The organism is Bradyrhizobium sp. (genome assembly GCF_022844465.1).
Taxonomy (GTDB): Bacteria; Pseudomonadota; Alphaproteobacteria; order Rhizobiales; family Xanthobacteraceae; genus Bradyrhizobium.
In genome coordinates this window covers 87603-109495 of record NZ_JALHLP010000006.1, presented here as the reverse complement: position 1 = coordinate 109495, position 21893 = coordinate 87603, and the positions used below count along the sequence as shown (strand labels likewise).

The following is a 21893-nucleotide window of genomic DNA, read 5'->3' as shown; positions in this document are numbered from 1 at the left end:
CCGCAATTAGCCCGCACCGCGCCAGTCCTGCCTTTCGCCGGGCCCGCGCATTCGCTATGCCTTAAGCCGTTCCTTTTTGGGCATTTTCACGACAAGGCCACCTCATGTTCCCGAAGCCGAAATCCCTGCTGGTTCCCAACACTTATGCCTATGAGGCCGGGCCGATGGTGAAGGCGACCGGCTTTCGCGAATACGATGCGCGCTGGCTCTTCGAAAAGGAAATCAACCTGATGGGCGTCCAGGCGCTGGGCATGGGGCTTGGCGCGCTGATCGCGGAACTCGGCGTCAAGCCGGAGATCGTCACCGCGCATGATTTCCGCAGCTATTCGGCGTCGATCAAGTACGCGCTGATTACGGGGCTGATGGCGGCGGGCTGCAAGGTGCATGACATCGGGCTGGCGATGACGCCGATGGCCTATTTCGCGCAGTTCGATCTCGACGTTCCCTGCGTGGCGATGGTGACCGCCTCGCACAACGACAATGGCTGGACCGGCGTCAAGATGGGCGCCAACCGTCCGCTCACCTTCGGTCCCGACGAGATGACGCGACTGAAGCAGATCGTGCTCAACGCCGAGTTCAGGAACCGGGTCGGCGGGTCCTACCAGTTCCACGACAACTTTGCGGCCCGCTACATCGCCGATCTCTCCGGCCGCCCCAGGCTCAAGCGCCGGCTGAAGGTCGTAGTCGCCTGCGGCAACGGCACCGCGGGCGCGTTTGCGCCGCAGGTGATGGAAGCGATCGGCTGCGAGGTCGTCCCGCTCGACACCGAGCTCGACTACACCTTCCCGAAATACAATCCGAACCCCGAAGACATGAAGATGCTGCATGCGATCCGCGACGCGGTGCTTGAGCACAAGGCCGATGTCGGTCTCGGCTTTGACGGCGATGGTGATCGTTGCGGCGTGGTCGACAATACCGGCGAGGAAATCTTTGCCGACAAGGTCGGCGTGATGCTGGCGCGGGACATGTCGGCGATCCACGACAACGCGCAGTTCGTGGTCGACGTCAAATCGACCGGGCTGTTTGCCACCGACCCGGTGCTGTTGAGGCAGGGCGCCAGGACCGCCTACTGGAAGACCGGCCATTCCTACATGAAGCGCCGGACCCACGAGATGGGTGCATTGGCGGGATTCGAGAAATCCGGCCACTTCTTCTTCAACAAGCCATTGGGCCGCGGCTATGACGACGGCCTGATTTCGGCGATCGCGATCTGCGAAATGCTCGATCGCGCGCCAAGCAAGTCGATGGCCGATCTGAAGCACTCGCTGCCGAAAACCTGGTCGTCGCCGACGATGTCGCCGCACTGCGCCGATGAGGTGAAATATGGCGTCGCCGACGCCGTGGTGAAGCACTTCGAGGCGCTGCAGAAGGCGGGCGGCAAGGTCGCCGGCCAGAACATCCGTGACCTCGTCACCGTCAACGGCGTCCGCGTCACGGTCGAAGACGGCAGCTGGGGCCTGGTGCGGGCCTCATCCAACAAGCCGGAGCTGGTGGTGGTGGTCGAGAGCCCGGTTTCCGAACAGCGAATGCGCGATCTGTTCGAGGCGATGGATTCGGTGCTGCGGACCCATCCCGAAGTCGGCGCGTACAACCAGAAGATATGAGGGGAGGGCGCTTGCTCCCCATACGATCTTCATCCCCCGCGCAGGCGCGGGAACCAGTACGCCGCGGCCTGTCGATTCCATCGCGAACGTCTCTGGAATACTGGATCGCCCGCTTTCGCGGGCGATGACAGCTTTGCAAGCTGCAATCAACCCTACGCCGCCGGCACCGGCAGTGCCGTGACCGACTTTATCTTCTCCATCGCAAAGCGCGACGTGACGTTCTTCAGCGGCACCGCGCTGATCAGCTTTTTGTAGAACACGTCGTAGCTTGCCATGTCGGCGACCACGACGCGCAGCATGTAATCGACGTCGCCGGCCATCCTGTAGAATTCCATCACCTCCGGCATGGCGCTGACGGCTTCGGCGAATTTTCGGAGCCAGGCCTCGGAGTGATCGGCGCTCTCGACCGAGACGAACACTGAAATGCCCAGCCCGATCTTGTTCTGGTCGACCAGCGCCACCCGGCGCAGGATGACGCCATCGGCTTCCAGCCGCTGGATGCGTTTCCAGCACGGCGTCGACGACAGCCCAACCCGCTCTCCGATCTCGGCAACCGAAAGGGAGGCGTCCTCCTGCAACACGGTCAGGATCTTGCGATCAATCGCATCGAGTCGGCGGTGGGCTTCAGGAGCTTGAACAGCGATATCAACCATAAGAATAATGTTCCACGATAGAGGCTGATAATCTCCATACATAGAAAAATCTTCTAAAACAAGCCCCGCTATCGGTCGATCGAAACCCTGCTGCCGACCTCGCCGCGGCCAAGAAGCGCTTCGACCTCGGCGCGCCCCGGCGCGGCAAGGGCGCCGCCGAACCGGGTGCATTTCAGCGCCGCTGCGGCGGAGGCAAACCGCAACGCCTGCCGCAATTCCTGTCCTTCCGTGATGGCGAGCGCAAAGGCGCCGTGAAAAATGTCGCCGGCACCGAGGGTATCGACGGTATGCACCGGGAACGCCGGCGTTTCCTGAATCGACCCGCTCTCGTCGAGCCAGATCGTGCCCCTCGCTCCTCGTGTTCCTGCCAGGAACGACGGGGTCAGCTTGGCGATCTTCCTCAGCGCCTCGGCATCGTCGGCGATATCAGCGGTTTCCTGCAGCGGCTCGCTCGAGAACACCAGGTGCGAGGAGGCGTTCAGCAAACCCTCGCGCAGCGACATCGCCCGGTCGACGTCGACGATGACGGGGATGCCGCGCCGCACCGCCTCGGCGCAGAGCTCCGTGCAGAACTCCGCGCAACGGCTCTCGGTGAGGATGGCGGCGCAGTCGTCCAGCAGCGCCTCGGTGGGCGGCAGTTTGACCTTCCACAGCTCCGGATCGCGGAAGGTGACGATGGTGCGCTCGCCGCTGGGATCGACCAGCACCGCCGAGATCGGCGTCACCAGGCCCGGCATGTGCACGATGTGCCTGGTTTCGATCCCCTCCTGGGCGAGCCTGTCGAACATGAACCGGCTTGAGGTTTCGTTGATGTCGCCCATCGGGCCGCAGACCGAGGCGCGGCCGCCGAGGCGAACGATGCCGATCGCCGCGTTCAGCGCGTTGCCGCCGCAAATCTCGTCGAAATGCGTCGCGTTCTCCTTTGAGCCGCGGGCAGGCACCCCGCCGACGCGGAAGGTCAGGTCGCGCACCGGCATGCCGATGCAGAGGATGCGCGGCGGATTCTTTTGCGCCTTATCGTGGGATTTCATGCGAACTTCCGTGGTGCCGGTTCCGCTGTCATCCGAAACCGGGTTGGGAGTTAATCGGATGGCGCGGCGCCGGTTCCCGCGCCGGTGGCGTTTTGCCCCTGCAGCCAGCGCCCGAGCAGATGATGAGCGATGGCGAACGGGTGCGGGCCCGCAAGGCCGTCGGGATGCTCGCGTTTGATCATCAACGTCGCCTCCGCCCGGTCGAACCAGCGGGCGTCCTCAAGTTCGGCGTGGTCCACCACGATATCTTCATTGGTGGCGCGCGCGGTGCATCCGATCATCAGCGACGACGGGTAGGGCCAGGGCTGCGTCATGTAATAGTGCACGTCGGTGCAGCGGATGCCGGATTCCTCGAAAATCTCGCGGCGCACCGCGTCCTCGATGGTCTCGGCGGCCTCCACGAAGCCGGCAAGGCAGGAATACATGCCCGGCAGGAACTGCTTCTGCCGGCCCAGCAGGCATTTGTCGCCATGGGTGACCAGCATGATCACGACCGGATCGGTGCGCGGAAAATGCTCGGCCTTGCAACTCGGGCAATCGCGCTTCCAGCCGCCGTCCTTCATCGCGGTGCGCACCCCGCAATTGGCGCAGAAGCCGTGGCGCTGATGCCAGGTCACCATCGATTTCGCCATCGCGATGCCGGAAAGCTGCTCCGGCGGCACCGTGCCTTGCATCGCCATGCCGCGCAGCTCGGTGACCGCGACGTCGTCGCGGGTCAGCAGTTTCTCGACCGCGATCGCGGAAATACCCATGCCGAAAACCGGCGCGCCGTCGCGCAGGCCGAGGAAGATCGTGCCGGGATTGGCGCCGAGTTTGACCGCCTCGTCGACGCCGAGCAGCACGCGCGGTCCGCCGGCCTCCTGGCGCACCAGCAGCGCGTCGCGGTAGATCACATAGGCGCGGGCGTCGCGGTGGCCTTCCAGCGCGAAAAGCTTCTCTTCATTCGTGCGCAGGTGCGCGGCGCGATCGAGGGCATGGGTGACGAAAGCAGGCTTTCCCAGCGGAAATTTTTCGAATGCGGACATTGGTTCAACCCAACCATATTTTGCGGCGCAGTGCGCTGATGAAAATCTGTACTTCCTCGGCGTCATGCGCCAGGGGCGGCATCACGCCCCAGACCGGCCGCGGCCAGGCGGCATCGCTGGTGCGGCGCGCGATGACATGGACATGCAGCTGCGGCACCAGATTGCCCAGCGCCGCGATGTTCAGCTTGTCGCAATTGGTGATCTCTTTCAGGGCGCGCGCGACCCGGGAAATCTCGGTCATCAACTGCGCCTGCCCGACCTCGTCGAGGTCGATGATTTCCACCGCGCCTTCCCGGCGCGGCACCAGCAGCAGCCATGGGTAATGCGCATCCTTGATGACCAGCACCCGGCACAACGGCAGGTCGCCGATGTCGATGGTGTCCTTCTTGAGCTGGGAATGCAGCGACCAGGCGGAGGCGTCAGAGGGCATTGACAGTTCCCGTACCCGATACATGTCGGGCTTATGAAGTGCCTTCTGGGGGGCACTCAGGCGTTTCATACCAAGGCGTCATCATCCGCGAAAGCGGATGATCCAGTACCCCGCAGCCTCTCGGCTTATGGATGGGCCGCAGCGTACTGGATACCCCGCTTGTCGCCTTCGCCAAAGCTCCGGCGGACCGATTTTTCGGATAACCCTCGGCGAAGCCTTGGCGGAGACGGGTCGCGGGGTATGACAGGAAAAGGCCGGCTTGCTTTCCGACCCTTTTGGCCCCAAATAAGCACCGGGAGATTGGCGGTGGACGAGCCTCTCGCCAACCGGGTCAGGTCCGGAAGGAAGCAGCCCTAACGAGGTCCGGATCGGGTCGCTCGTCAGTCTCCTACCTGTTTTTTGGGCGATTCACGCGGGTTGAATCGGCGTGTCCATGCCCTGCGCTCGATTTCGCTCCTTTCCGCAAGCCGCTTCGAAAGACAATCAATTGCGGATCGACCGATGAGTGATGCTGGCGCTCCCCCCGACAAGACAGAACGCGTCGGCCAGTCCGGCCTCGAACATGCCGGCCTTGATTTCGGCGGCCAGCCCGCGGCCGGCAAGCCCTACCGGGTGCTGGCCCGCAAATATCGTCCTTCCAGTTTTGACGATCTGATCGGCCAGGACGCCGTCGTCCGCACCGTCTCAAATGCGTTCGAGACCGGGCGGATTCCGCAGGCCTGGATCCTGACCGGCGTGCGCGGGGTCGGCAAGACCACCACGGCGCGGATTCTCGCCCGCGCCTTGAACTACGAAAAGCCTGATGGTTCGGTGAAGGGGCCGACCGTCCAGATGCCTGATTTGGGCGTACACTGCCAGGCGATCATGGAAAGCCGGCACATGGACGTGCTGGAAATGGACGCCGCCTCCCATACCGGCGTCGACGACGTCCGCCAGATCAACGACGGCGTGCGCTATGCGCCGGCCAGCGCCCGCTACAAGGTCTATATCATCGACGAAGTCCACATGCTGTCGACGGCGGCCTTCAACGCCTTCCTGAAAACGCTGGAGGAGCCGCCCGAGCACGCGAAATTCGTGTTCGCCACCACCGAAATCCGCAAGGTTCCGGTCACGGTGCTGTCGCGCTGCCAGCGTTTCGACCTGCGCCGGGTCGAGGCCGACGTGCTGATGACCCATCTCGGCAACATCGCCGCCAAGGAAGGCGTCGAGGCCGAAGCCGAGGCGCTCGGCATCATCGCGCGCGCTGCGGAAGGCTCGGTGCGCGATTCGCTGTCGTTGTTCGACCAGGCGATCGCGCATGCGGCCGGCATCGTTCGCGCCGACGCGGTACGGCAGATGCTGGGCCTGGCCGACCGCACCCGGGTGATCGACCTGTTCGAGCATCTGGCGCGCGGCGACATCGCCAGCGCCTTTGATGAGTTCCGTGCGCAGTACGATGTCGGCGCTGATCCGGTCGTGGTGCTGTCGGACCTCGCCGAGTTCGTCAATTTCGTCACCCGGGTCAAGGTCGTGCCGGCGACCGCCGACAACGTCGCGTTCGGCGAGACCGAGCGGGTGCGCGCCCGCGAATTCGCAGCACAGCTTTCTATGCGGGTGCTGTCGCGGATGTGGCAGATGCTGCTCAAGGGCATCGCCGAGGTGCAGGCCGCGACCCGGCCGGCGGCGGCCGCTGAGATGGTGCTGGTGCGGATCGCCTATGTCGCTGATCTGCCGACGCCGGATGAGGCGATCAGGATGCTCGACCAGAATGGCGGCGGTTCGCAAACCGTTGCTGGAGGCGCAGCGCCGTCGCGGGCCGGGCCGGCCACGACCGTGTCGTCCATGCCGTCATCGCCGATGCGGGCGCCTGCCTCGCCCCGTTCCGGGGCGGAAGCATCGGCGCGTGCGCAAATCGTCGCGCCGTCCGCGCAGACGCAGTCCGCACCCGCGCTTCACATCACCAGTTTTACGCAACTCGTGGCCCTTGCCGGCGAGAAGCGCGACCTCCTGACCAAGACGGCGCTCGAAGCCGACGTTCGTCTGATCCGAATCGAGGATGGGCGGCTGGAACTGGCGTTGGAGCGCAGCGCGGCGCGGGGGCTCGTCAACGACCTCTCGCGCAAGCTGGAGCAATGGACCGGGCGGCGATGGACCGTGATCGTCTCCAACGAGGCCGGCCAGCCGACACTGCGCTCGCAGAACGAACAGGCAAGGAGCGAGCATGCGCGTGTCGCGGAGGCCGACCCGCGCGTGCAGGAGGTGTTGGCGCGGTTTCCCGGCGCCAGGATCGTCGACGTGCGCCGGCTTGCCGCCGAGCCGCCGGAATCCGATGCTACCGGAGAGGATCCGACCGAACCTTCCGACCGCGACGAGGATTGAACGAAGTTCCAAAGGATGCACGAATGGCTGATTTTCTCGGCATGATGAAGCAGGCGGCGCAGCTGCAATCGAAGATGCAGGCGATGCAGGAAGAGCTCGGCAATGTCGAGGTCGAAGGCTTTTCCGGCGGCGGGCTGGTCGCCGTACGCATGACCGCCAAGATGGAAGTGAAGGGCGTCAGGATTGATCCCTCGCTGATCAAGGCCGAGGAGCGCGAAGTGCTCGAGGATCTGCTGGTGACCGCGCACAACGACGCGCGGCGCAAGGCGGAACTCGCTATGCAGGAAAAGATGCAGGCGCTGACCGGTGGGCTCGGCCTGCCGCCCGGACTCGGTCTCACCTGAAATGGCAGCCAGCGTTGCCGGCCCCGAAATCGAGCGCCTGATCCAGCTCCTGGCCCGCCTGCCGGGCCTCGGCCCGCGCTCGGCGCGGCGCGCGGCGCTGCACCTGATCAAGAAGCGCGAGGCGTTGATGACGCCGCTTGCCGGCGCGCTGCAGGTGGCGATCGACAAGATTCAGGTTTGCAAGGTCTGCGGCAACATCGACACGCAGGACCCCTGCACGGTCTGCATCGACCCGCGGCGCGACCCCGCGACCATTGTCGTGGTCGCCGACGTCGCCGACCTCTGGGCGCTGGAACGGGCGAACGCGACCAGCGGCCGCTATCACGTGCTGGGCGCGACGCTGTCGCCGCTCGACGGCATCGGCCCGCAGGATATCACCATCGACGCGCTGGTGGCGCGCGCGCACGAGTCACATGTGAGCGAGATCGTGCTGGCGCTGAACGCGACGGTGGATGGCCAGACCACCGCGCATTACATCACCGACCTGCTGCAGGACGCCAACGTCAAGGTGACCCGCCTCGCCCACGGCGTACCGGTCGGCGGCGAACTTGATTACCTCGACGAAGGCACGCTATCGGCGGCGATGCGGCAGCGAACGCTCTTTTAGCCAGCACAAACGGAACTGATTCATGACGAGACGACGATTCGGCAAACGCTCCCACTTTGCGCTGATCATTGCCGCAGCTTTGGTTGCGACCTCCGCGGGAGCCCAGCAGGCCGCGCCGGCGCCGAAGCCCGGTAAGCCGATCCACGCCGGCGAGGTGCTGTCGGGCAAACTCAACGCCATGAAGGTGCGCGGCGGCAACAAGGCCAAGCGTGCGCCGACCTACCAGCTCACCAGCGAACCGCGCCGGCTGCCGGAACCGGACGGGCTCTGCAATCTCGAAACCGGCCCGGTGACGTTCCAGCTCGTCGCCGCAAGCGACGCTCAGGCCGCGGAGCTGAAGTCCTTTATCGGCAAGGAAATTGCAGTGAAAGTCGACAAGGTCGCCTGCGCCCAGGACGCCGGCCAGATGAGCGAGGCCATCGTGACCAAATGGAGCGTGGTGACGAAGCACTGAGCTAGCCACGCTACAGGTGTCATCGCCCGGCTTGCCCTCGACAAAGCGCCGGCGTGCCAGCACGGCGAAGCCTTGGCGAAGCCGGGACCGGGCAACGCAGTACGCCGCGGTCTATCGCTTCGATCGAAACTGCTCTGGAATGCTGGGTCCCCCGCCTTCGCAGGGGACGACGACTACACTCTTACCGGCCCCAGCTCGTCAAAATGCCCGCGCCGATGCAGCCACGCCAGCAGGACCAGGCTCGGGATCGCGATCGCAACGGAGATGACGAAGAACAGCGGCCAGCCGGTCGCCTCCGCCACGTAGCCCGCGCCTGACGACAAATAGGTGCGTCCAACGGCGGCCAGCGCGGTGAGCAGCGCGTATTGGGTCGCGGTGTGCAGCGGGTTCTGGCACAGCGCAGAGAGATAGGCGACGAAGATCACGGTGCCGATCGCGCCGGTGAAGTTCTCCGCCGAGATGGCGACCGCCAGCGCCCATTGACTGGTGCCGACATAGGCGAGCCACGCGAACGCCAAATTGGACATCGCCTGCAGCATGCCGCCGATCCAGAGGCTTGTGACCAGCGAGTAGCGCCGCGCCACGTAGCCGCCGGCAAAGCCTCCGACCAGGGTCGCGACCAGGCCGACGCCCTTGACGATGGCGGCGTAGTCGTTGCGGGTAAAGCCGAGGTCGATCACGAACGGCGCGGTCATGACGCCCGAAAACGCGTCGGTAAGCTTGAACAGCACCACGAAGGCCAGCACCGCCAGGGCACGCTTGCGGACCAGAAATTCGGCGAACGCGCCCACGGCCGCGCGAAGGACGCGCGAGAGTGCGGCCTCGCCGCGGGTCGCCGCCTCGGCGACCGCCGATTGCCCTGGCTCGGTGGCGGCAAGCGCGGTGACGGTGCCGATCAGCACCAGCGCCGCCATGGCGACATAGCCCCACATCCAGGCTGCGCTGCGCCCGATGCCGGTGTCCTCGAACGCGCTGACCAGGAACAGCACGCCGGCGGTCGAAACCAGCATGCCGATCCGGTACGCCGCGACATAGGAAGCCATGCCGGCGGCCTGCTCGCTCTCCGACAGGCTCTCGACCCTGAATGCATCGACAACGATGTCTTGCGTTGCAGACATCGCCGCGACCAGAAGCGCGCCGAGCGCCACGAACAGCGGCGAGCGCGCCGGATCCGTCAGTGCCAGCAGCAGGATCGCTCCGATCAGGAGCAGCTGCGAGAACACCAGCCAGCCCCGCCGGCGGCCGAAGGCGCGGCTGAGGACCGGGACATGCAGTGCATCGACCAGCGGCGCCCACAGGAACTTCAGCGTATAGGGCGTGCCGACCAGCGCGAACAACCCGATGGTACCGAGTTCGACGCCGGACTCGCGCATCCAGATCTGCAGCGTCGATCCCGACAGCGCCAGCGGCAGGCCGGAGGAAAAGCCAAGCATCAGCACGATCAGCACGCGCGGCTGCAGATACACCGCCCACGCCTCGCGCCAGGAGGGCGTTGCGGATTTCGAGGAGGCGGCTTCGGGTGGCGTCATGGAGAGGGTGTTAGCAGAGATTCGGGGCGCAGAAAGGCCGTTATCGTCGGCATCCAACGACTGTCATCGTCCGCGAAGGCGGACGATCCAGTATTCCGCGAAGTCCGTTGTTAGCAGTGACGCCTCGGAGTACTGGATACCCGCCTTCGCGGGTATGACAGCGGAAATTGGCATACGCCGAGAAATTCAAGCGCCTGCTATGCCCGGATAAAGATCGTCCCAATTGGGATTAAGCTCTTCGATCAGTCGAACTTTCCAAACTCGATTCCACTTCTTCAGTCGCTTCTCGCGAACTATCGCATTCTCAATGTCATCGAACTGTTCGAAATAGACCAGTTTATGAACGCCGTATCGCTTCGTGAAGCCTTTCATAAGTTCGAGACGATGCTCACCAACACGTCGGACCAGATCATTTGTCACGCCGATGTAGAGCGTGCCGCCGACGCGGCTGGCGAGAATGTAAACGTAGTAGCTGCGCGTTCCCATCTGCCGCCTCTGGGATACTGGGTCGCCCGGTCCCGGCTTCGCCAAGGCTTCGCCGAGGCTTTGCCATTCTGGCGCGCCGGAGCTTTAGCGAAGGCGGCAAGCCGGGCGATGACGGGTTTAATGCGTGGCTTTGGCAAATCTACTCCCCCGCCTGCAGCTTGCGCAGGGGGAACAGTTCCGGCGTGCCGGTCGTCGCCACGCGCGCGGCTTCGACCGGGGCATCGGTCTTGCTGAAATCCAGCTCCTCGATCCGACCGGCGCGCTTTTCGATCTTGTCGGCCGAGATCAGGATCTGCCGCACGTCCTCGTTGACGTCGCCGAAGTGCTTCTGCAGCTTCAGCACCCGGTCGCGCAGGCGCTCCAGATCGTCGCCGAGGCTGAGCACTTCGGTGCGGATCTGGTCGGCGGCGTCGCGCATCCGCGCGTCTTTCAGGATCTGCTGCATCACCTGGATCGCCAGCATCAGCAGCGACGGGGACACCAGCACCACGCGGGCGCGGTAGGCTTTCTGGATCACGTCGTCGAAGCCGTCATGGATCTCGGCATAGACCGATTCCGACGGCACGAACATCAGCGCGGTGTCCTGGGTCTCGCCCGATATCAGGTACTTCTCGGCGATGTCGTTGACATGCTTCATCACGTCGTTGCGCAGGCGCTGGCTGGCGACTTTGCGCTCCTCGTCGCTGCGCGCGTCGTGCAGGGCGGTCACCGCCTCCAGCGGGAACTTGGCGTCGATGCAGAGCGGGCGCTGGTCGGGCAGGAACACCACGCAATCCGGCCGTTTGCCCGACGAGAGCGTGTACTGGAATTCGTAGGCGCCCTGCGGCATGCCGTCCTGCACGATCGCCTCCATCCGCGCCTGGCCGAACGCGCCGCGCGACTGCTTGTTGGCGAGCACGTCGCGCAGCGTCGTCACCTGCGACGTCAGGTCGGTGAGATTCTTGTGCGCGTTGTCGATGATGCCGAGCCGCTCGTGCAGCACGCGGAGCGAATCCATGGTGTGGCGCGTGGTCGCTTCCATCGACTGGCCGACCCGGTGCGTCACCGAATCCAGCCGCTCGTTGACCGCGCGCGTCATTTCGGCCTGGCGGCCGGACAGCGACTGGGCCATGGCGTCGACGCGACCGGTGGATTCGCTCTGCGCCCGCAGCATCTCGCTCAGGCGCTCTTCCAGTTCGTCGGCGCGGATCGCCTGCGCCATGGCCAGTTCCGCGCCGCGGCGGCCCGAGCGGGCGATGATGATGGCGATGGAAAGCAGCAGCGCCAGCGCCAGCGCGCCGAACCCGGCCAGCGCCTCGCCGACGTGGATCGGCAGCTCGCCGATGGCAAACAGAATCTCGTTCATGCCAAGCTTGTAGCCCGATTCGCCGGTTTTCACGAACGAAGAGGGAACATTTATGGTAAACGGCCAGTAAAATTTCGTGGTTAACGCCGCCTTAAAAATCATGGTTAAGGCCCGGTTAACGCCTTCCCCCGCGCATTGACCGCGACAAGTGAGCGGCTTAAATCGCGCGCTATGGCCTTAAGAGAAATCATCATCCTGCCGGACCGGCAGTTGCGGCTCGTCTCCAAGCCTGTCGAGAAGGTGACGACGGAGATCCGCAAGCTCGCTGACGACATGTTCGAGACCATGTACGACGCTCCCGGCATCGGCCTGGCGGCGATCCAGGTCGCGCAGCCGCTGCGGTTGATTACCATGGACCTCGCCAAGAAGAGCGAGGACGGCGAAACCAGGCCGCAGCCGCGCGTCTTCATCAATCCGGAAATCGTCTCCTCTTCGGAGGAATTGTCGGTCTATGAAGAGGGCTGCCTCTCGATTCCCGAATACTACGAGGAGGTCGAGCGGCCGGCGCAGGTGCGCATCCGTTTCACCGACCTCGACGGCAAGGTGCATGAGGAGGACGCCGAGGGGTTGTTCGCCACCTGCATCCAGCACGAGATCGACCACCTCAACGGCGTGCTGTTCGTGGACTATCTGTCGAAGCTGAAGCGCGACCGCGTGATCAAGAAGTTTACGAAAGCCGCCAGGCGCGCGGCGGAGTAGCCCAACTCTATCGTTCGTCATGTCCGGCCTTGTGCCGGGCATCCATGTCTTTCTTTCCTGCTGCACCAAAGACGTGGATGGCCGGGAGCGCAGACAAGTTTACGTAGTCTGCGCCAGGCAGACTACTAAGCCCGGCCACGACGGAGTAAGATCGAACCTCCTCTGGATATTGCGAATCTCATGCCGCTCCGCTTGATCTTCATGGGCACGCCCGGCTTCGCGGTGCCGACGCTGCTGGCGCTGGTGGCCGATGGCCATCAGATCGCCGCCGTCTACACCCGTGCGCCGAAGCCGGCCGGGCGCGGCATGAAGCTGCAACCGAGCCCGGTGGAGCAGGAAGCGCGGCGCTTCGGCATTCCCGTGCGGACGCCGGGCACGTTGCGAACGCCGGAAGCGCTCGCCGAATTTCGCGCCCTCAACGCCGATGCGGCCGTCGTCGTCGCCTACGGCATGATCCTGCCGCAGGCCGTTCTCGACGCGCCGAGGCTCGGCTGCTTCAACCTGCACGCCTCGCTGCTGCCGCGCTGGCGTGGTGCTGCGCCTATCAACCGCGCCATCATGGCTGGCGATGCCGAGACCGGCGTGATGGTGATGAAGATGGATGTCGGCCTCGACACCGGCGACGTCGCGATGGCGGAACGGCTGGCGATCACGGACACCATGACCGCCGCCGATCTGCACGACGCGCTGGCGCCGCTCGGCGCCGCGCTGATGGTGCGCGCGATCGGCGCGCTGGAACGAGGTCAACTGCTGCTTCGCAAGCAAAGCGAGGTCGGGGCGACCTACGCCGCCAAGATCGACAAGGCCGAGGCGCCGATCGACTGGAAACGGCCCGCGCGCGAGGTGCTGCGCCACATCCACGGGCTGTCGCCGGTTCCCGGCGCCTGGTGCGCGATCGCAACCGATGGCGAACCCGCCCGCGTCAAGATCCTGCGCTGCGAGCCGGCCGAGGGTTCCGGCGCGCCCGGCGCGGTGCTCGACGACAATCTTGCGATCGCCTGCGGCGACGGCGCGATCCGGATCATCGAATTGCAGCGCGCCGGCAAGGCCCCGATGCAGGCCGCGGAGTTTCTGCGCGGTACGCCGCTCAAGGTGGGCGCGCAGTTTTCTTAGCACTGTCATACCGCGCGAAGGCGGGGTATCCAGTACGCTGCGGCCTTCGAGATTTGACCGAGACGCCGCGGCGTACTGGATCATCCGCCTTCGCGGATGATGACAGCCCTACCGGATTGAGATGCCCCGCTACAAGCTCATCATCGAATATGACGGCCGGCCGTTCTGCGGCTGGCAGTTGCAGGAAAACGGCGCTTCCGTGCAGGGCGCGCTGGAGGATGCGGTCAAGGCGATCTGCGGCGAGCAGGTCCGCGTCCATGGCGCCGGCCGTACCGATGCCGGCGTGCATGCGCTGGGACAGGTCGCGCATTGCGATATCGACAAGCATTTCGTGCCGGGCCGGTTTCGCGACGGGCTGAACGCGCATCTGCGGCCGCATCCGATCGGCGTGCTGTCAGCGGAGATCGTGCCCGAGACGTTCGAGGCGCGGTTCTCGGCCAGGAAGCGGCATTACCTCTATCGTATCGCGAATCGCCGGGCCAATCTCGCGCTCGACATCGGCAAGGTCTGGCGGCTGCCGCGGCCGCTCGACACCGACGCGATGCATGCGGCCGCGCAGCGGCTGGTCGGCAGGCACGACTTCACCACCTTCCGCGACACCGAGTGCCAGGCGAAATCGCCGGAGAAGACGCTTGACCAGCTCGACGTGATCAGGGACGGCGACGCGGTGTCGATCCTGACCTCGGCGCGCTCGTTCCTGCACAGCCAGGTGCGCTCGATGGTGGGTTCGCTGGTCTGGGTCGGTGAAGGCCGCTGGAGCGCCGACGATCTTGCCGCCGCGCTCGCCGCCCGCAGCCGCGCGGCCTGTGGCCCGGTCGCCCCGCCGGACGGGCTATATCTGGTGCGGGTGGAGTACTAGGTGACCCAATCTCTGCTTTGCATGGGGTTGTTTTCGAGATTTTGTTCGGCGCCCTGCGGCGATCACGCAAAATACCGATCCAGCACGCCGCGGTAAATCTTCGTCAGCTGCTCCAGATCCGACACCGGGGTGCGCTCGTCGACCTGGTGCATGGTCTGGCCGACCAGGCCGAACTCGATCACCGGGCAATAGTTCGAGATGAAGCGCGCATCCGACGTGCCGCCGGAGGTCGAGAGTTCCGGTTTGCGCCCCGTCACTTCCTCGATCGCGCTGACGGCGAGATCGGTGAAGGCGCCGGGCTTGGTGACGAAGACGTTGGCGTTGGAGGGCTCCCAGACGATGCGGGCGCGGATGCGGTTGCCGCAGGCCTTCGCGAGACGCTCCTCGACCAGCGCGCGCAGCGTCGCCTGGGTGTGGTTGTCGTTGAAGCGGATGTTGAACCTGGCCCGCGCCTGCGCCGGGATCACATTGCCGGCGGGGTTGCCGACATCGACCGAGGTGAATTCGAGATTCGAGGCCTGGAATTGCGCGCTGCCGTGATCGAGCGGCTCGTCGGACAGGGCCACGATCAGTCGCGAAATGTCAGGAACAGGGTTGGCCGCGCGGTGCGGATAGGCGACGTGGCCCTGCACGCCATCGACATGGAGCGTGCCGGACTGCGAGCCGCGGCGGCCGATCTTGATGCAATCGCCGAGCACTTCGACATTGGAGGGCTCGCCGAGCACGCAATGGTCGAATTTTTCGCCACGCTCGGCGCACCATTTCAGCAACTTGACGGTGCCGTTGACGGCTATGTCTTCCTCATCCCCGGTAATCAGAAAAGAGATCGAGCCCTTTGGCTTGCCGCCGCGCTCGGCGAGATATTGCAGCACGGCGGCGACGCTGCAGGCGATGCCGCCCTTCATGTCCACCGCGCCGCGGCCATGGAGGAAGCCATCCCTGATCTCGCCCGAGAACGCGCCAAGGGTCCAGGCCGTCTCGTCGCCGGGCGGCACCACGTCGGTATGGCCGGCAAAGGTGATATGCGGCGCTTCAGTCCCGATGCGGGCGTAGAGATTGTCGATGTCTGATGTGCCCGGCTCGCCAAAGGTCAGGCGATGCAACTCGAAACCGGCGTTCTTCAAAAGCCTATCGAGTACGCCAAGCGCGCCGGCATCGGCGGGGGTGACAGAGGGGCAGCGGACGAGGTCGCGGGCGATGGAAACGGCGTCATTCATGCCCCCGCTTAACACGTCAAACCGGCGGCGGGCCAGCCTTGTGCGGCGTCATTTCGATCTCGCTGTGCTGGTCCCAGCCCGTCCGCGTGTCCGGCAGCGCCAGCGGGTCGGCCCCGTATCGGTTGGTCTTCGGCGATCCCTTCAGGCAATACATTTCGACGAAGCCCCAGATGCCCAGGGCGAACACGGCAAGGCCCGGCAACATCATGAAATAGGAAACGGGAAGCCGGCCGTTGAACTGGTCGAAGACGCCGGGGAGAATGAAAAACGGCACCATCCACCAGCCGCTTCGGTCGCGGTCGTGCAGCCGCTTGACCGAGGCGGCGAAGTAGACCCACAGAATCACGGGCATGGCGACCAGCTTGACGAGGAGCAACGGCAGATCGGCCGGCGTCAGCGACCGATAAGTCTCTGGATCCATCAGCTTGAAAAGATCTGTCGTGCCGAAACTGGAGGGTCCGGGATCGCCGAACAGGCTGGTGACAGCAATGGCCAGCGCGGTCAACAACACCATCCAGCACAGCAGGACCAGCACCGCGAGCCACAATTTGGCGCGGTTGATGCGACCCTCGAAGCGGAAAAGCAACCAGCTCCAGTCCATGGGGCAGGCTCGGACGGCGGCGGAATGCCGCGACTGGCTATTGGTAGCTGTTACCGAAGCCAAGGTTCGAATCGATGCATCCGGGCTTTCATCCTTCGAGACGCATCGCCTTGCGATGCTCCTCAGGATGAGGTTTCAGACCCTCATGGTGAGGAGCGCGGCAACGCCGCGCGTCTCGAACCATGTGGCCCCGCTGACGAACCCTTTAGTCCCGCAGCAGCTCGTTGATGCTGGTCTTGGCGCGGGTGCGCTCATCGACGCGCTTGACGATCACGGCGCAGGCGGTGGAGGGGCCGGGCTGGCCGTTCTTCAGCGGCTTGCCAGGCAGCGCGCCGGGGACCACCACCGCATATTCCGGCACCTCGCCGATGAAGGTCTCGCCGGTTTCGCGGTCGACGATCTTGGTGGAGGCGCCGAGAAACACGCCCATCGACAGCACCGCGCCCTTGCGCACGATCACGCCCTCGGCGACTTCCGAGCGCGCGCCGATGAAGCAATCGTCCTCGATGATCACGGGTTCGGCCTGCAATGGCTCCAGCACGCCGCCGATGCCGACGCCGCCGGAAATATGCACGCGCTTGCCGATCTGCGCGCAGCTGCCGACGGTGGACCAGGTGTCGATCATGGTGGCCTCATCGACATAGGCGCCGAGGTTGACGAAGCAGGGCATCAAGACGACGTTGCGGGCGATGAAGGCCGATCGCCGCACGATCGAACCCGGCACGGCGCGGAAGCCGGCGTCACGAAACCGGTTCTCGCCCCAGCCTTCGAATTTCGAGGGCACCTTGTCCCACCACGACGCCTTGCCGGGGCCGCCGGGAATCGAGCTCATGTCGTTGAGGCGAAACGACAGCAGCACCGCCTTCTTCAGCCACTGGTTGACCTTCCACTTGCCCGAGGCCTCGCGCTCGGCGACGCGGACCTCGCCCTTGTCGAGCATGTCGAGCGCCTGGTCCACGGCGTCGCGAACCTCGCCTTTGGTCGCGGTCGAGACGCCGTCGCGGGCGTCGAACGCGGTGTTGACGGTGGTTTCAAGCGCGGACAGGGACATCGGGATTTCCTTGGGATTGCTTGGCGAAGCCGGCGAGCTTTTTCGGGATTTGAGCAGAGAGAGTCAAGGCGGCATGTCGGCTTAGCGCAGTCGTCATCACCCGCGCTAGTGCGCGATTGCGCTCGGGGCGGGTGATCCAGTAATCCGTGACGTCAGAGGATGTTTCGGGGGCCGCGGCGTACTGGATGCCCCGCTTTCGCGGGGCATGACGGTTGAGGATTGTGGCAATCGCGCGCCTCAGCCCCTGCTCAACCCCTGCAAAAACCCGGTCAGGTCATCGGTGACGTGATCGACATGGGCGGCGTCGCGGCCTTCCAGCTCCCAGTCCTCGCGCACCACTTCCCGGGCGCCGTCGGGCACCACCAGCACCGTGGTCATGCCGAGTTGATGCGGCACCACGAGGTTGCGGGAGAGGTCTTCGAACATCGCCGATTTCGAAGGATCGACGCCATGAACCCGCAGGAACTTGTCGTAGGTCTGCGGCGCCGGCTTCGGCTCCAGCTCCGCGGCGATGATGTCGAACACCGCCTCGAAATGCTCTGTGATGCCGAGCCGCGCCAGCACTGCGCCGGCATGGTCGGTCGAACCGTTGGTCAGGATCAGCTTGCGGCCGGGAAGCTTTGCGATAGCCGCCCCCATCGCCGGATTCGGCTCCAGCGGCGAATGGTCGATCCGGTGCACATAGGCCAGGTAATCGTCGGCGCGCACGCCGTGCTCGGTCATCATGCCGCGCATGCTGGTGCCATAGCGGCGGTAGTAGTCCTTCTGGATCACGCGGGCTTCCGCCGCCGGAACTTTCAGGAACGCGCTAATGAATTCGCCGATCCGGGCGTCGACCTGCTGCCACAGATTGACGTGATGCGGATACAGCGTGTTGTCGAGATCGAACACCCAGGTGTCGATATGGCCAAAGCGGCGGGGGGAAGTCATGAAAGATGGCCGCTGTCATGCCCCGCGACGGCGGGGCATCCAGTACGCCGCGGCCATCGAGATAGGCAACAGGCGTCACGGAATACTGGATCAACCGCTTTCGCGGGTGATGACGGAAAGTGTTTGAGGTGAGAATGCATATCCATCAAGGCACCGCAAATCGCAAGGTCTTGCCGCCGCTCGACAGGTCGACCGGCGCAAAGCCGGTCGCTGACATCCCCCGGGCGCCGCAATCGCCTTGTTCGGAGACTTCGAACTTGCTCTCGCGCGTGCACAGGTCCTTGCTCCCGCCCCAGTTCATCGGCTTGTCCCGGTGCCTGACGGCGCGGTTCTCGGCATCCACGGCTTCGGCGAAACTGAAGACCTGTTTGGGCTGGCCGGCCACATCAGGGTGCAGGCACTTGCCGGGATCGATGCGGTACCAGCCGCGGCTGGTCACGGCCTTGCCGTCGTCGGTCGCCACCGCGGCCATGATCCGGTGCGGCGTATCATTGCACCATGTCAGCCCCGAAGGCGAAGGCCTCTGCACGGCATCGATCATGGTGGTGAAGAAACTCTGCGACTGCGCGATTTCGGCCGTGAGCCCGCGGCTCCTGAGGAAGGCGGTCAACGCGGCCTGCGTCTTTGGTCCGTCGACGCCGTCGATCGGGGCGGCGTCGTATCCGGCGATCACCAGCAGCCGCTGGATGCCGGCCAGCCGAGCCTGCTCGTCGTCATATTCGGAATCCTCGGCGAGGTAGGCGACGAGGTTGCCGTCGTCGGTCCGCGTTGGCGTGATCTGGGTGAAGGGCGCGGGCGTCTGGCCGCTGCGGCATTGGCGAGCGGCGGCGATGACGAAATTCTCCGGCGCGACGCATAGCGTGTCGCTGCCGCTCTGCGGGATCGGCGAGGCGCCGTAGACGCCGAGCGCGCGCGCACTCAACAGCACGCGGTCGGCGGCCAGCGCACCTTGCAGCACCACGCGGCAACTGGCGGGATCGATCCGAAACCAGCCGCGGGTGGCGGTCGTCGATCTATCGTCGATGCCGATCGCCACCTCGACCACGTAGCTCATGCGGTTGCAGAGTTTCAGGTCGGCGAGGGCGGGCGCCGACGAAAACAGCAACGAGATTGCCGCGGCCGGCAGCGACATCAGGAAACGGGTCAATTCCGATCGCGGCCCTCGCGATCCCCGCAGTTCGTCTTGCCCGGGCTTGACCCGCCTGCGGGGCCGAAGCCCCTTCGGCGAGGCGAAGGCCCAGGCACCCACGTCTTTCTTCCGGCGGTTGACAAAGGCGTGGATGGCCGGGTCAAGCCCGGCCATGAACGCCCTCTTTCGCGTCGCCGCTTTGCTCATCACTTGTGGATCAGCGTGCCGGTGCCTTGATTGGTGAACAGTTCTAGCAACACCGCGTGCGGGGTCTTGCCGTCGATGATGACCACGCCCTGCACCCCCTGTTCCAGCGAATAAATGCAGGTCTCGACCTTCGGGATCATGCCGCCGGAAATGGTGCCGTCGGCGATCAACTTGCGGGCATCCTTCACGGATAGTTCCGAGATCAATTTCTTGGACTTGTCGAGCACGCCGGGGACGTCGGTCAGCAGCAGCAGACGCTTGGCCTTCAGCGCGCCGGCGACGGCGCCGGCAAAGGTATCGGCGTTGACGTTGAGGGTCTGGCCGTCATGCGACGTCGCCAGCGGCGCCAGCACCGGAATCAGTTCGTGGCCGATCAGCTGGTTCAGCAGCGTCAGGTCGACCTGGTCGGGGTCGCCGACGAACCCGAGGTCAATCGCCTTTTCGATGTTCGAACCGGGATCGACCATGGTGCGCGTCGTCTTCGACGCCTTCACCATGTTGCCGTCCTTGCCGGAAAGGCCGACGGCCTTGCCGCCGGCCTCGTTGATGTAGCCGACCAGCTGCTTGTTGACGGAGCCGGCCAGCACCATCTCGACGATCTCGATGGTGGCGGCGTCGGTGATGCGCAGGCCGGCGGCGAATTCGGACTGGATGCCGAGGCGCTTCAGCATGGTTGCGATCTGCGGCCCGCCGCCATGCACCACCACCGGATTGATCGCGGTCTGCTCCAACAGCACGATATCGCGCGCGAACGCCTTGGCGAGGTCTTCGGCGCCCATGGCATGGCCGCCATACTTGATGACGATGGTTTCCTCGTCATATTGCTGCATATGCGGCAGCGCCTCGGACAGGATGCGGGCCTGGTCGAGCGGGCTAATGTCGGGCGCTGAGGTCATGAAGCGGATCTCGCCATTGCGGATGTCGGGGCGGGTTCTATCCGATTGGTGGCCGGGCGCAAAGTGGGGGTTTGCGGAGCTTGTGGCGTCTTTTTTCCCTCTCCCCTTGTGGGAGAGGGTGGATCGAATGAGCGAAGCGCATCCGAGACGGGTGAGGGGTTGTCTCCGCGGACAGAACCCTCATCCGGCGCGGATTTCATCCGCGCCACCTTCTCCCACAAGGGATAAGGGAGGAGTCACCCTCCCTTCGGCCAGGCCGCCGCAATTGCCAGCGCGAGCCAGCTTGCGATCAGCAAGATCCCGCCTGCGGGCGCGGCCATCGGAAACAGGCCGTGGCCGTCATATTGCCGCAAGGTCAGGTCGCCGGCGAACAGGCTCGCGGCGACCACCAGCCCGAAGGCCGCGGCAACACCGATGGTTGCGTGGACAATGCCGCGATCGGCCAAGGCGACGATCCCGAGCACGGCGGTGGCATGAAACAGCAGCATCGACGAGGCGGACGCCAGCCGCGAGACATCCGCGCCATGGGCGGAGGCGGCCGCTAGCACCACGCCGACGGCGCCCATGATGGCGGCGAATACGGTCAGGATATGACCGATGCGGCGCATCAGTTGCGCTCCCTCAACAGCCGCACCATCGCGGCGCGTAATTCCGCCATGCCGGCGCCGGTGCGCGAGGATGTCACCAGCACTTCCGGAAACGCGGCGGGATGCTTGGCCAGCGCGGCCGTTGTCTCGCCGATGTGCCGTTCCAGCTCAGCAGCCTTGACCTGGTCCGCCTTGGTCAGCACCACCTGGTAGCTGACCGCTGACTTGTCCAGCGTCTTCAGCACGTCCTGGTCGACGTCCTTGATGCCATGGCGGGCGTCGATCAGAACATAGACCCGAGCCAGCGTGGCGCGCCCTTGCAGGAATTGATGGATCAGCCGGGTCCAGGACGCGACCTTGGTTTTTGGCGCCGAGGCATAGCCATAGCCGGGCATGTCGACCAGCCGAAGCCCGGCCTGGTCAGGGCCGTCGAAGAAGATCAGTTCCTGGGTGCGGCCCGGCGTGTGCGAGGTGCGCGCCAGCGCGTTGCGGCCGGTGAGCGCGTTGATCAGGCTCGATTTGCCGACATTGGAGCGGCCGGCGAACGCCACCTCCACGCCCGCCATTGGCGGCAGCGTCTCGATCGAGGGCGAGGCCCAGACGAACTGCCAGTCGCCGGCGAAGAGTTTTCGCCCTTCCTCGATCAGCTTCGCATCTGTTTCGGTGGTCATGCGAAGGTTTCTCTATTTCCTGGCACGTCATTCCGGGGCGATGCGAAAGCATCGAACTACGGTGCGC

General features: G+C 64.9%; 23 protein-coding genes and 1 other RNA gene. 9 read left to right on the top strand and 15 right to left on the bottom strand.

Going from position 1 to position 21893, the window contains the following annotated elements; all coding sequences use genetic code 11:
- The first annotated feature begins 104 nt into the window (after positions 1 to 104).
- Complete coding sequence (locus tag Q0D31_RS12970; protein ID WP_291851084.1) at positions 105 to 1604, top strand: phosphomannomutase/phosphoglucomutase; 1500 nt, start codon at positions 105 to 107, stop codon at positions 1602 to 1604.
- A gap of 152 nt (positions 1605 to 1756) precedes the next feature.
- Here the strand turns inward: Q0D31_RS12970 and Q0D31_RS12965 are convergent, their stop codons facing one another.
- From Q0D31_RS12965 to Q0D31_RS12950, 4 genes are all read right to left on the bottom strand, one after another.
- Positions 1757 to 2257, bottom strand: a complete 501-nt coding sequence (locus Q0D31_RS12965; protein ID WP_291851081.1) for an Lrp/AsnC family transcriptional regulator — start codon at positions 2255 to 2257, stop codon at positions 1757 to 1759.
- Between the two features lie 68 nt (positions 2258 to 2325).
- Positions 2326 to 3288, bottom strand: coding sequence for a sugar kinase (locus Q0D31_RS12960; RefSeq protein WP_291851077.1), 963 nt, complete (start codon positions 3286 to 3288; stop codon positions 2326 to 2328).
- Between the two features lie 50 nt (positions 3289 to 3338).
- Complete coding sequence (gene nudC, locus Q0D31_RS12955; RefSeq protein WP_291851074.1) at positions 3339 to 4313, bottom strand: NAD(+) diphosphatase; 975 nt, start codon at positions 4311 to 4313, stop codon at positions 3339 to 3341.
- 4 nt (positions 4314 to 4317) lie between these two features.
- Entirely contained in the window at positions 4318 to 4743 is a 426-nt protein-coding gene (locus Q0D31_RS12950) for an HIT family protein (protein WP_291851072.1), read from the bottom strand.
- A 295-nt stretch (positions 4744 to 5038) separates the two neighbouring features.
- Here Q0D31_RS12950 and ffs point away from each other — a divergent pair.
- The 5 genes from ffs (at position 5039) to Q0D31_RS12925 (ending at position 8506) form a co-directional block, all read left to right on the top strand.
- Positions 5039 to 5135: signal recognition particle sRNA small type (ffs, locus tag Q0D31_RS12945), an RNA gene on the top strand.
- A gap of 109 nt (positions 5136 to 5244) precedes the next feature.
- Positions 5245 to 7101, top strand: coding sequence for a DNA polymerase III subunit gamma/tau (locus tag Q0D31_RS12940; protein ID WP_291851067.1), 1857 nt, complete (start codon positions 5245 to 5247; stop codon positions 7099 to 7101).
- Positions 7102 to 7124: 23 nt separating this feature from the next.
- Entirely contained in the window at positions 7125 to 7445 is a 321-nt protein-coding gene (locus Q0D31_RS12935) for a YbaB/EbfC family nucleoid-associated protein (RefSeq protein WP_291851064.1), read from the top strand.
- 1 nt (position 7446) lies between these two features.
- On the top strand, positions 7447 to 8052 hold the full coding sequence (recR, locus tag Q0D31_RS12930; protein ID WP_291851062.1) for a recombination mediator RecR: 606 nt from the start codon (positions 7447 to 7449) through the stop codon (positions 8050 to 8052).
- Positions 8053 to 8074: 22 nt separating this feature from the next.
- Complete coding sequence (locus Q0D31_RS12925) at positions 8075 to 8506, top strand: hypothetical protein (protein WP_291851059.1); 432 nt, start codon at positions 8075 to 8077, stop codon at positions 8504 to 8506.
- 173 nt (positions 8507 to 8679) lie between these two features.
- Here Q0D31_RS12925 and Q0D31_RS12920 read toward each other — a convergent pair whose 3' ends face one another.
- From Q0D31_RS12920 to rmuC, 3 genes are all read right to left on the bottom strand, one after another.
- Entirely contained in the window at positions 8680 to 10035 is a 1356-nt protein-coding gene (locus Q0D31_RS12920; protein ID WP_291851056.1) for an MFS transporter, read from the bottom strand.
- Between the two features lie 186 nt (positions 10036 to 10221).
- Positions 10222 to 10521: a GIY-YIG nuclease family protein gene (locus Q0D31_RS12915; RefSeq protein ID WP_291851052.1), complete on the bottom strand. Its 300-nt coding sequence runs from the start codon at positions 10519 to 10521 to the stop codon at positions 10222 to 10224.
- A 139-nt stretch (positions 10522 to 10660) separates the two neighbouring features.
- Positions 10661 to 11866, bottom strand: coding sequence for a DNA recombination protein RmuC (gene rmuC, locus Q0D31_RS12910; protein ID WP_291851410.1), 1206 nt, complete (start codon positions 11864 to 11866; stop codon positions 10661 to 10663).
- A 171-nt stretch (positions 11867 to 12037) separates the two neighbouring features.
- Here rmuC and def point away from each other — a divergent pair, with 171 nt between their 5' ends.
- The 3 genes from def to truA all read left to right on the top strand — a co-directional run bounded on the left by def (position 12038) and on the right by truA (position 14537).
- Entirely contained in the window at positions 12038 to 12565 is a 528-nt protein-coding gene (gene def / locus Q0D31_RS12905; RefSeq protein WP_291851049.1) for a peptide deformylase, read from the top strand.
- Positions 12566 to 12745: 180 nt separating this feature from the next.
- Positions 12746 to 13678, top strand: a complete 933-nt coding sequence (gene fmt / locus Q0D31_RS12900) for a methionyl-tRNA formyltransferase (protein WP_291851046.1) — start codon at positions 12746 to 12748, stop codon at positions 13676 to 13678.
- Between the two features lie 121 nt (positions 13679 to 13799).
- Positions 13800 to 14537 carry a tRNA pseudouridine(38-40) synthase TruA gene (gene truA / locus Q0D31_RS12895; RefSeq protein ID WP_291851043.1) on the top strand — a complete coding sequence of 246 codons (738 nt, stop codon included), beginning with the start codon at positions 13800 to 13802 and terminating at the stop codon, positions 14535 to 14537.
- 62 nt (positions 14538 to 14599) lie between these two features.
- On the opposite strand, the gene dapE is transcribed toward truA, so the two are convergent.
- The 8 genes from dapE to yihA all read right to left on the bottom strand — a co-directional run bounded on the left by dapE (position 14600) and on the right by yihA (position 21826).
- The gene (gene dapE / locus Q0D31_RS12890) at positions 14600 to 15754 is read right to left on the bottom strand and encodes a succinyl-diaminopimelate desuccinylase (protein WP_291851039.1); all 1155 of its coding nucleotides are present in this window, start codon (positions 15752 to 15754) and stop codon (positions 14600 to 14602) included.
- 16 nt (positions 15755 to 15770) lie between these two features.
- Positions 15771 to 16355 (bottom strand): DUF805 domain-containing protein, encoded by a 585-nt coding sequence (locus Q0D31_RS12885; RefSeq protein WP_291851036.1) that lies wholly within the window; start codon positions 16353 to 16355, stop codon positions 15771 to 15773.
- 205 nt (positions 16356 to 16560) lie between these two features.
- A complete protein-coding gene (gene dapD, locus Q0D31_RS12880; protein ID WP_291851033.1) occupies positions 16561 to 17406 on the bottom strand; it encodes a 2,3,4,5-tetrahydropyridine-2,6-dicarboxylate N-succinyltransferase in 846 nt (281 codons plus the stop codon).
- A 237-nt stretch (positions 17407 to 17643) separates the two neighbouring features.
- The gene (locus tag Q0D31_RS12875; protein WP_291851029.1) at positions 17644 to 18336 is read right to left on the bottom strand and encodes a pyrimidine 5'-nucleotidase; all 693 of its coding nucleotides are present in this window, start codon (positions 18334 to 18336) and stop codon (positions 17644 to 17646) included.
- A 145-nt stretch (positions 18337 to 18481) separates the two neighbouring features.
- Positions 18482 to 19468 carry a DUF1036 domain-containing protein gene (locus tag Q0D31_RS12870; protein ID WP_291851407.1) on the bottom strand — a complete coding sequence of 329 codons (987 nt, stop codon included), beginning with the start codon at positions 19466 to 19468 and terminating at the stop codon, positions 18482 to 18484.
- Between the two features lie 203 nt (positions 19469 to 19671).
- Positions 19672 to 20568 (bottom strand): acetylglutamate kinase, encoded by an 897-nt coding sequence (gene argB / locus Q0D31_RS12865; RefSeq protein ID WP_291851026.1) that lies wholly within the window; start codon positions 20566 to 20568, stop codon positions 19672 to 19674.
- A 236-nt stretch (positions 20569 to 20804) separates the two neighbouring features.
- A complete protein-coding gene (locus Q0D31_RS12860) occupies positions 20805 to 21176 on the bottom strand; it encodes a DUF423 domain-containing protein (RefSeq protein WP_291851023.1) in 372 nt (123 codons plus the stop codon).
- Complete coding sequence (yihA, locus tag Q0D31_RS12855) at positions 21176 to 21826, bottom strand: ribosome biogenesis GTP-binding protein YihA/YsxC (protein WP_291851020.1); 651 nt, start codon at positions 21824 to 21826, stop codon at positions 21176 to 21178. Before yihA ends, Q0D31_RS12860 begins: the two co-directional genes overlap by 1 nt.
- Positions 21827 to 21893 lie beyond the last annotated feature (67 nt).

Excerpts from the sequence above, each read along its gene's own strand:
- Q0D31_RS12920 (WP_291851056.1), bottom strand. The coding sequence starts at position 10,035 with ATGACGCCACCCGAAGCCGCCTCCTCGAAATCCGCAACGCCCTCCTGG.
- dapE (WP_291851039.1), bottom strand. The coding sequence starts at position 15,754 with ATGAATGACGCCGTTTCCATCGCCCGCGACCTCGTCCGCTGCCCCTCT.
- recR (WP_291851062.1), top strand. The coding sequence starts at position 7,447 with ATGGCAGCCAGCGTTGCCGGCCCCGAAATCGAGCGCCTGATCCAGCTC.
- argB (WP_291851026.1), bottom strand. The coding sequence starts at position 20,568 with ATGACCTCAGCGCCCGACATTAGCCCGCTCGACCAGGCCCGCATCCTG.
- rmuC (WP_291851410.1), bottom strand. The coding sequence starts at position 11,866 with ATGAACGAGATTCTGTTTGCCATCGGCGAGCTGCCGATCCACGTCGGC.
- nudC (WP_291851074.1), bottom strand. The coding sequence starts at position 4,313 with ATGTCCGCATTCGAAAAATTTCCGCTGGGAAAGCCTGCTTTCGTCACC.
- Q0D31_RS12915 (WP_291851052.1), bottom strand. The coding sequence starts at position 10,521 with ATGGGAACGCGCAGCTACTACGTTTACATTCTCGCCAGCCGCGTCGGC.
- dapD (WP_291851033.1), bottom strand. The coding sequence starts at position 17,406 with ATGTCCCTGTCCGCGCTTGAAACCACCGTCAACACCGCGTTCGACGCC.
- Q0D31_RS12875 (WP_291851029.1), bottom strand. The coding sequence starts at position 18,336 with ATGACTTCCCCCCGCCGCTTTGGCCATATCGACACCTGGGTGTTCGAT.
- Q0D31_RS12950 (WP_291851072.1), bottom strand. The coding sequence starts at position 4,743 with ATGCCCTCTGACGCCTCCGCCTGGTCGCTGCATTCCCAGCTCAAGAAG.
- yihA (WP_291851020.1), bottom strand. The coding sequence starts at position 21,826 with ATGACCACCGAAACAGATGCGAAGCTGATCGAGGAAGGGCGAAAACTC.
- Q0D31_RS12960 (WP_291851077.1), bottom strand. The coding sequence starts at position 3,288 with ATGAAATCCCACGATAAGGCGCAAAAGAATCCGCCGCGCATCCTCTGC.
- fmt (WP_291851046.1), top strand. The coding sequence starts at position 12,746 with ATGCCGCTCCGCTTGATCTTCATGGGCACGCCCGGCTTCGCGGTGCCG.
- Q0D31_RS12935 (WP_291851064.1), top strand. The coding sequence starts at position 7,125 with ATGGCTGATTTTCTCGGCATGATGAAGCAGGCGGCGCAGCTGCAATCG.
- truA (WP_291851043.1), top strand. The coding sequence starts at position 13,800 with ATGCCCCGCTACAAGCTCATCATCGAATATGACGGCCGGCCGTTCTGC.
- Q0D31_RS12885 (WP_291851036.1), bottom strand. The coding sequence starts at position 16,355 with ATGGACTGGAGCTGGTTGCTTTTCCGCTTCGAGGGTCGCATCAACCGC.
- Q0D31_RS12970 (WP_291851084.1), top strand. The coding sequence starts at position 105 with ATGTTCCCGAAGCCGAAATCCCTGCTGGTTCCCAACACTTATGCCTAT.
- Q0D31_RS12925 (WP_291851059.1), top strand. The coding sequence starts at position 8,075 with ATGACGAGACGACGATTCGGCAAACGCTCCCACTTTGCGCTGATCATT.
- Q0D31_RS12860 (WP_291851023.1), bottom strand. The coding sequence starts at position 21,176 with ATGCGCCGCATCGGTCATATCCTGACCGTATTCGCCGCCATCATGGGC.
- def (WP_291851049.1), top strand. The coding sequence starts at position 12,038 with ATGGCCTTAAGAGAAATCATCATCCTGCCGGACCGGCAGTTGCGGCTC.
- Q0D31_RS12870 (WP_291851407.1), bottom strand. The coding sequence starts at position 19,468 with ATGTCGCTGCCGGCCGCGGCAATCTCGTTGCTGTTTTCGTCGGCGCCC.
- Q0D31_RS12940 (WP_291851067.1), top strand. The coding sequence starts at position 5,245 with ATGAGTGATGCTGGCGCTCCCCCCGACAAGACAGAACGCGTCGGCCAG.
- Q0D31_RS12965 (WP_291851081.1), bottom strand. The coding sequence starts at position 2,257 with ATGGTTGATATCGCTGTTCAAGCTCCTGAAGCCCACCGCCGACTCGAT.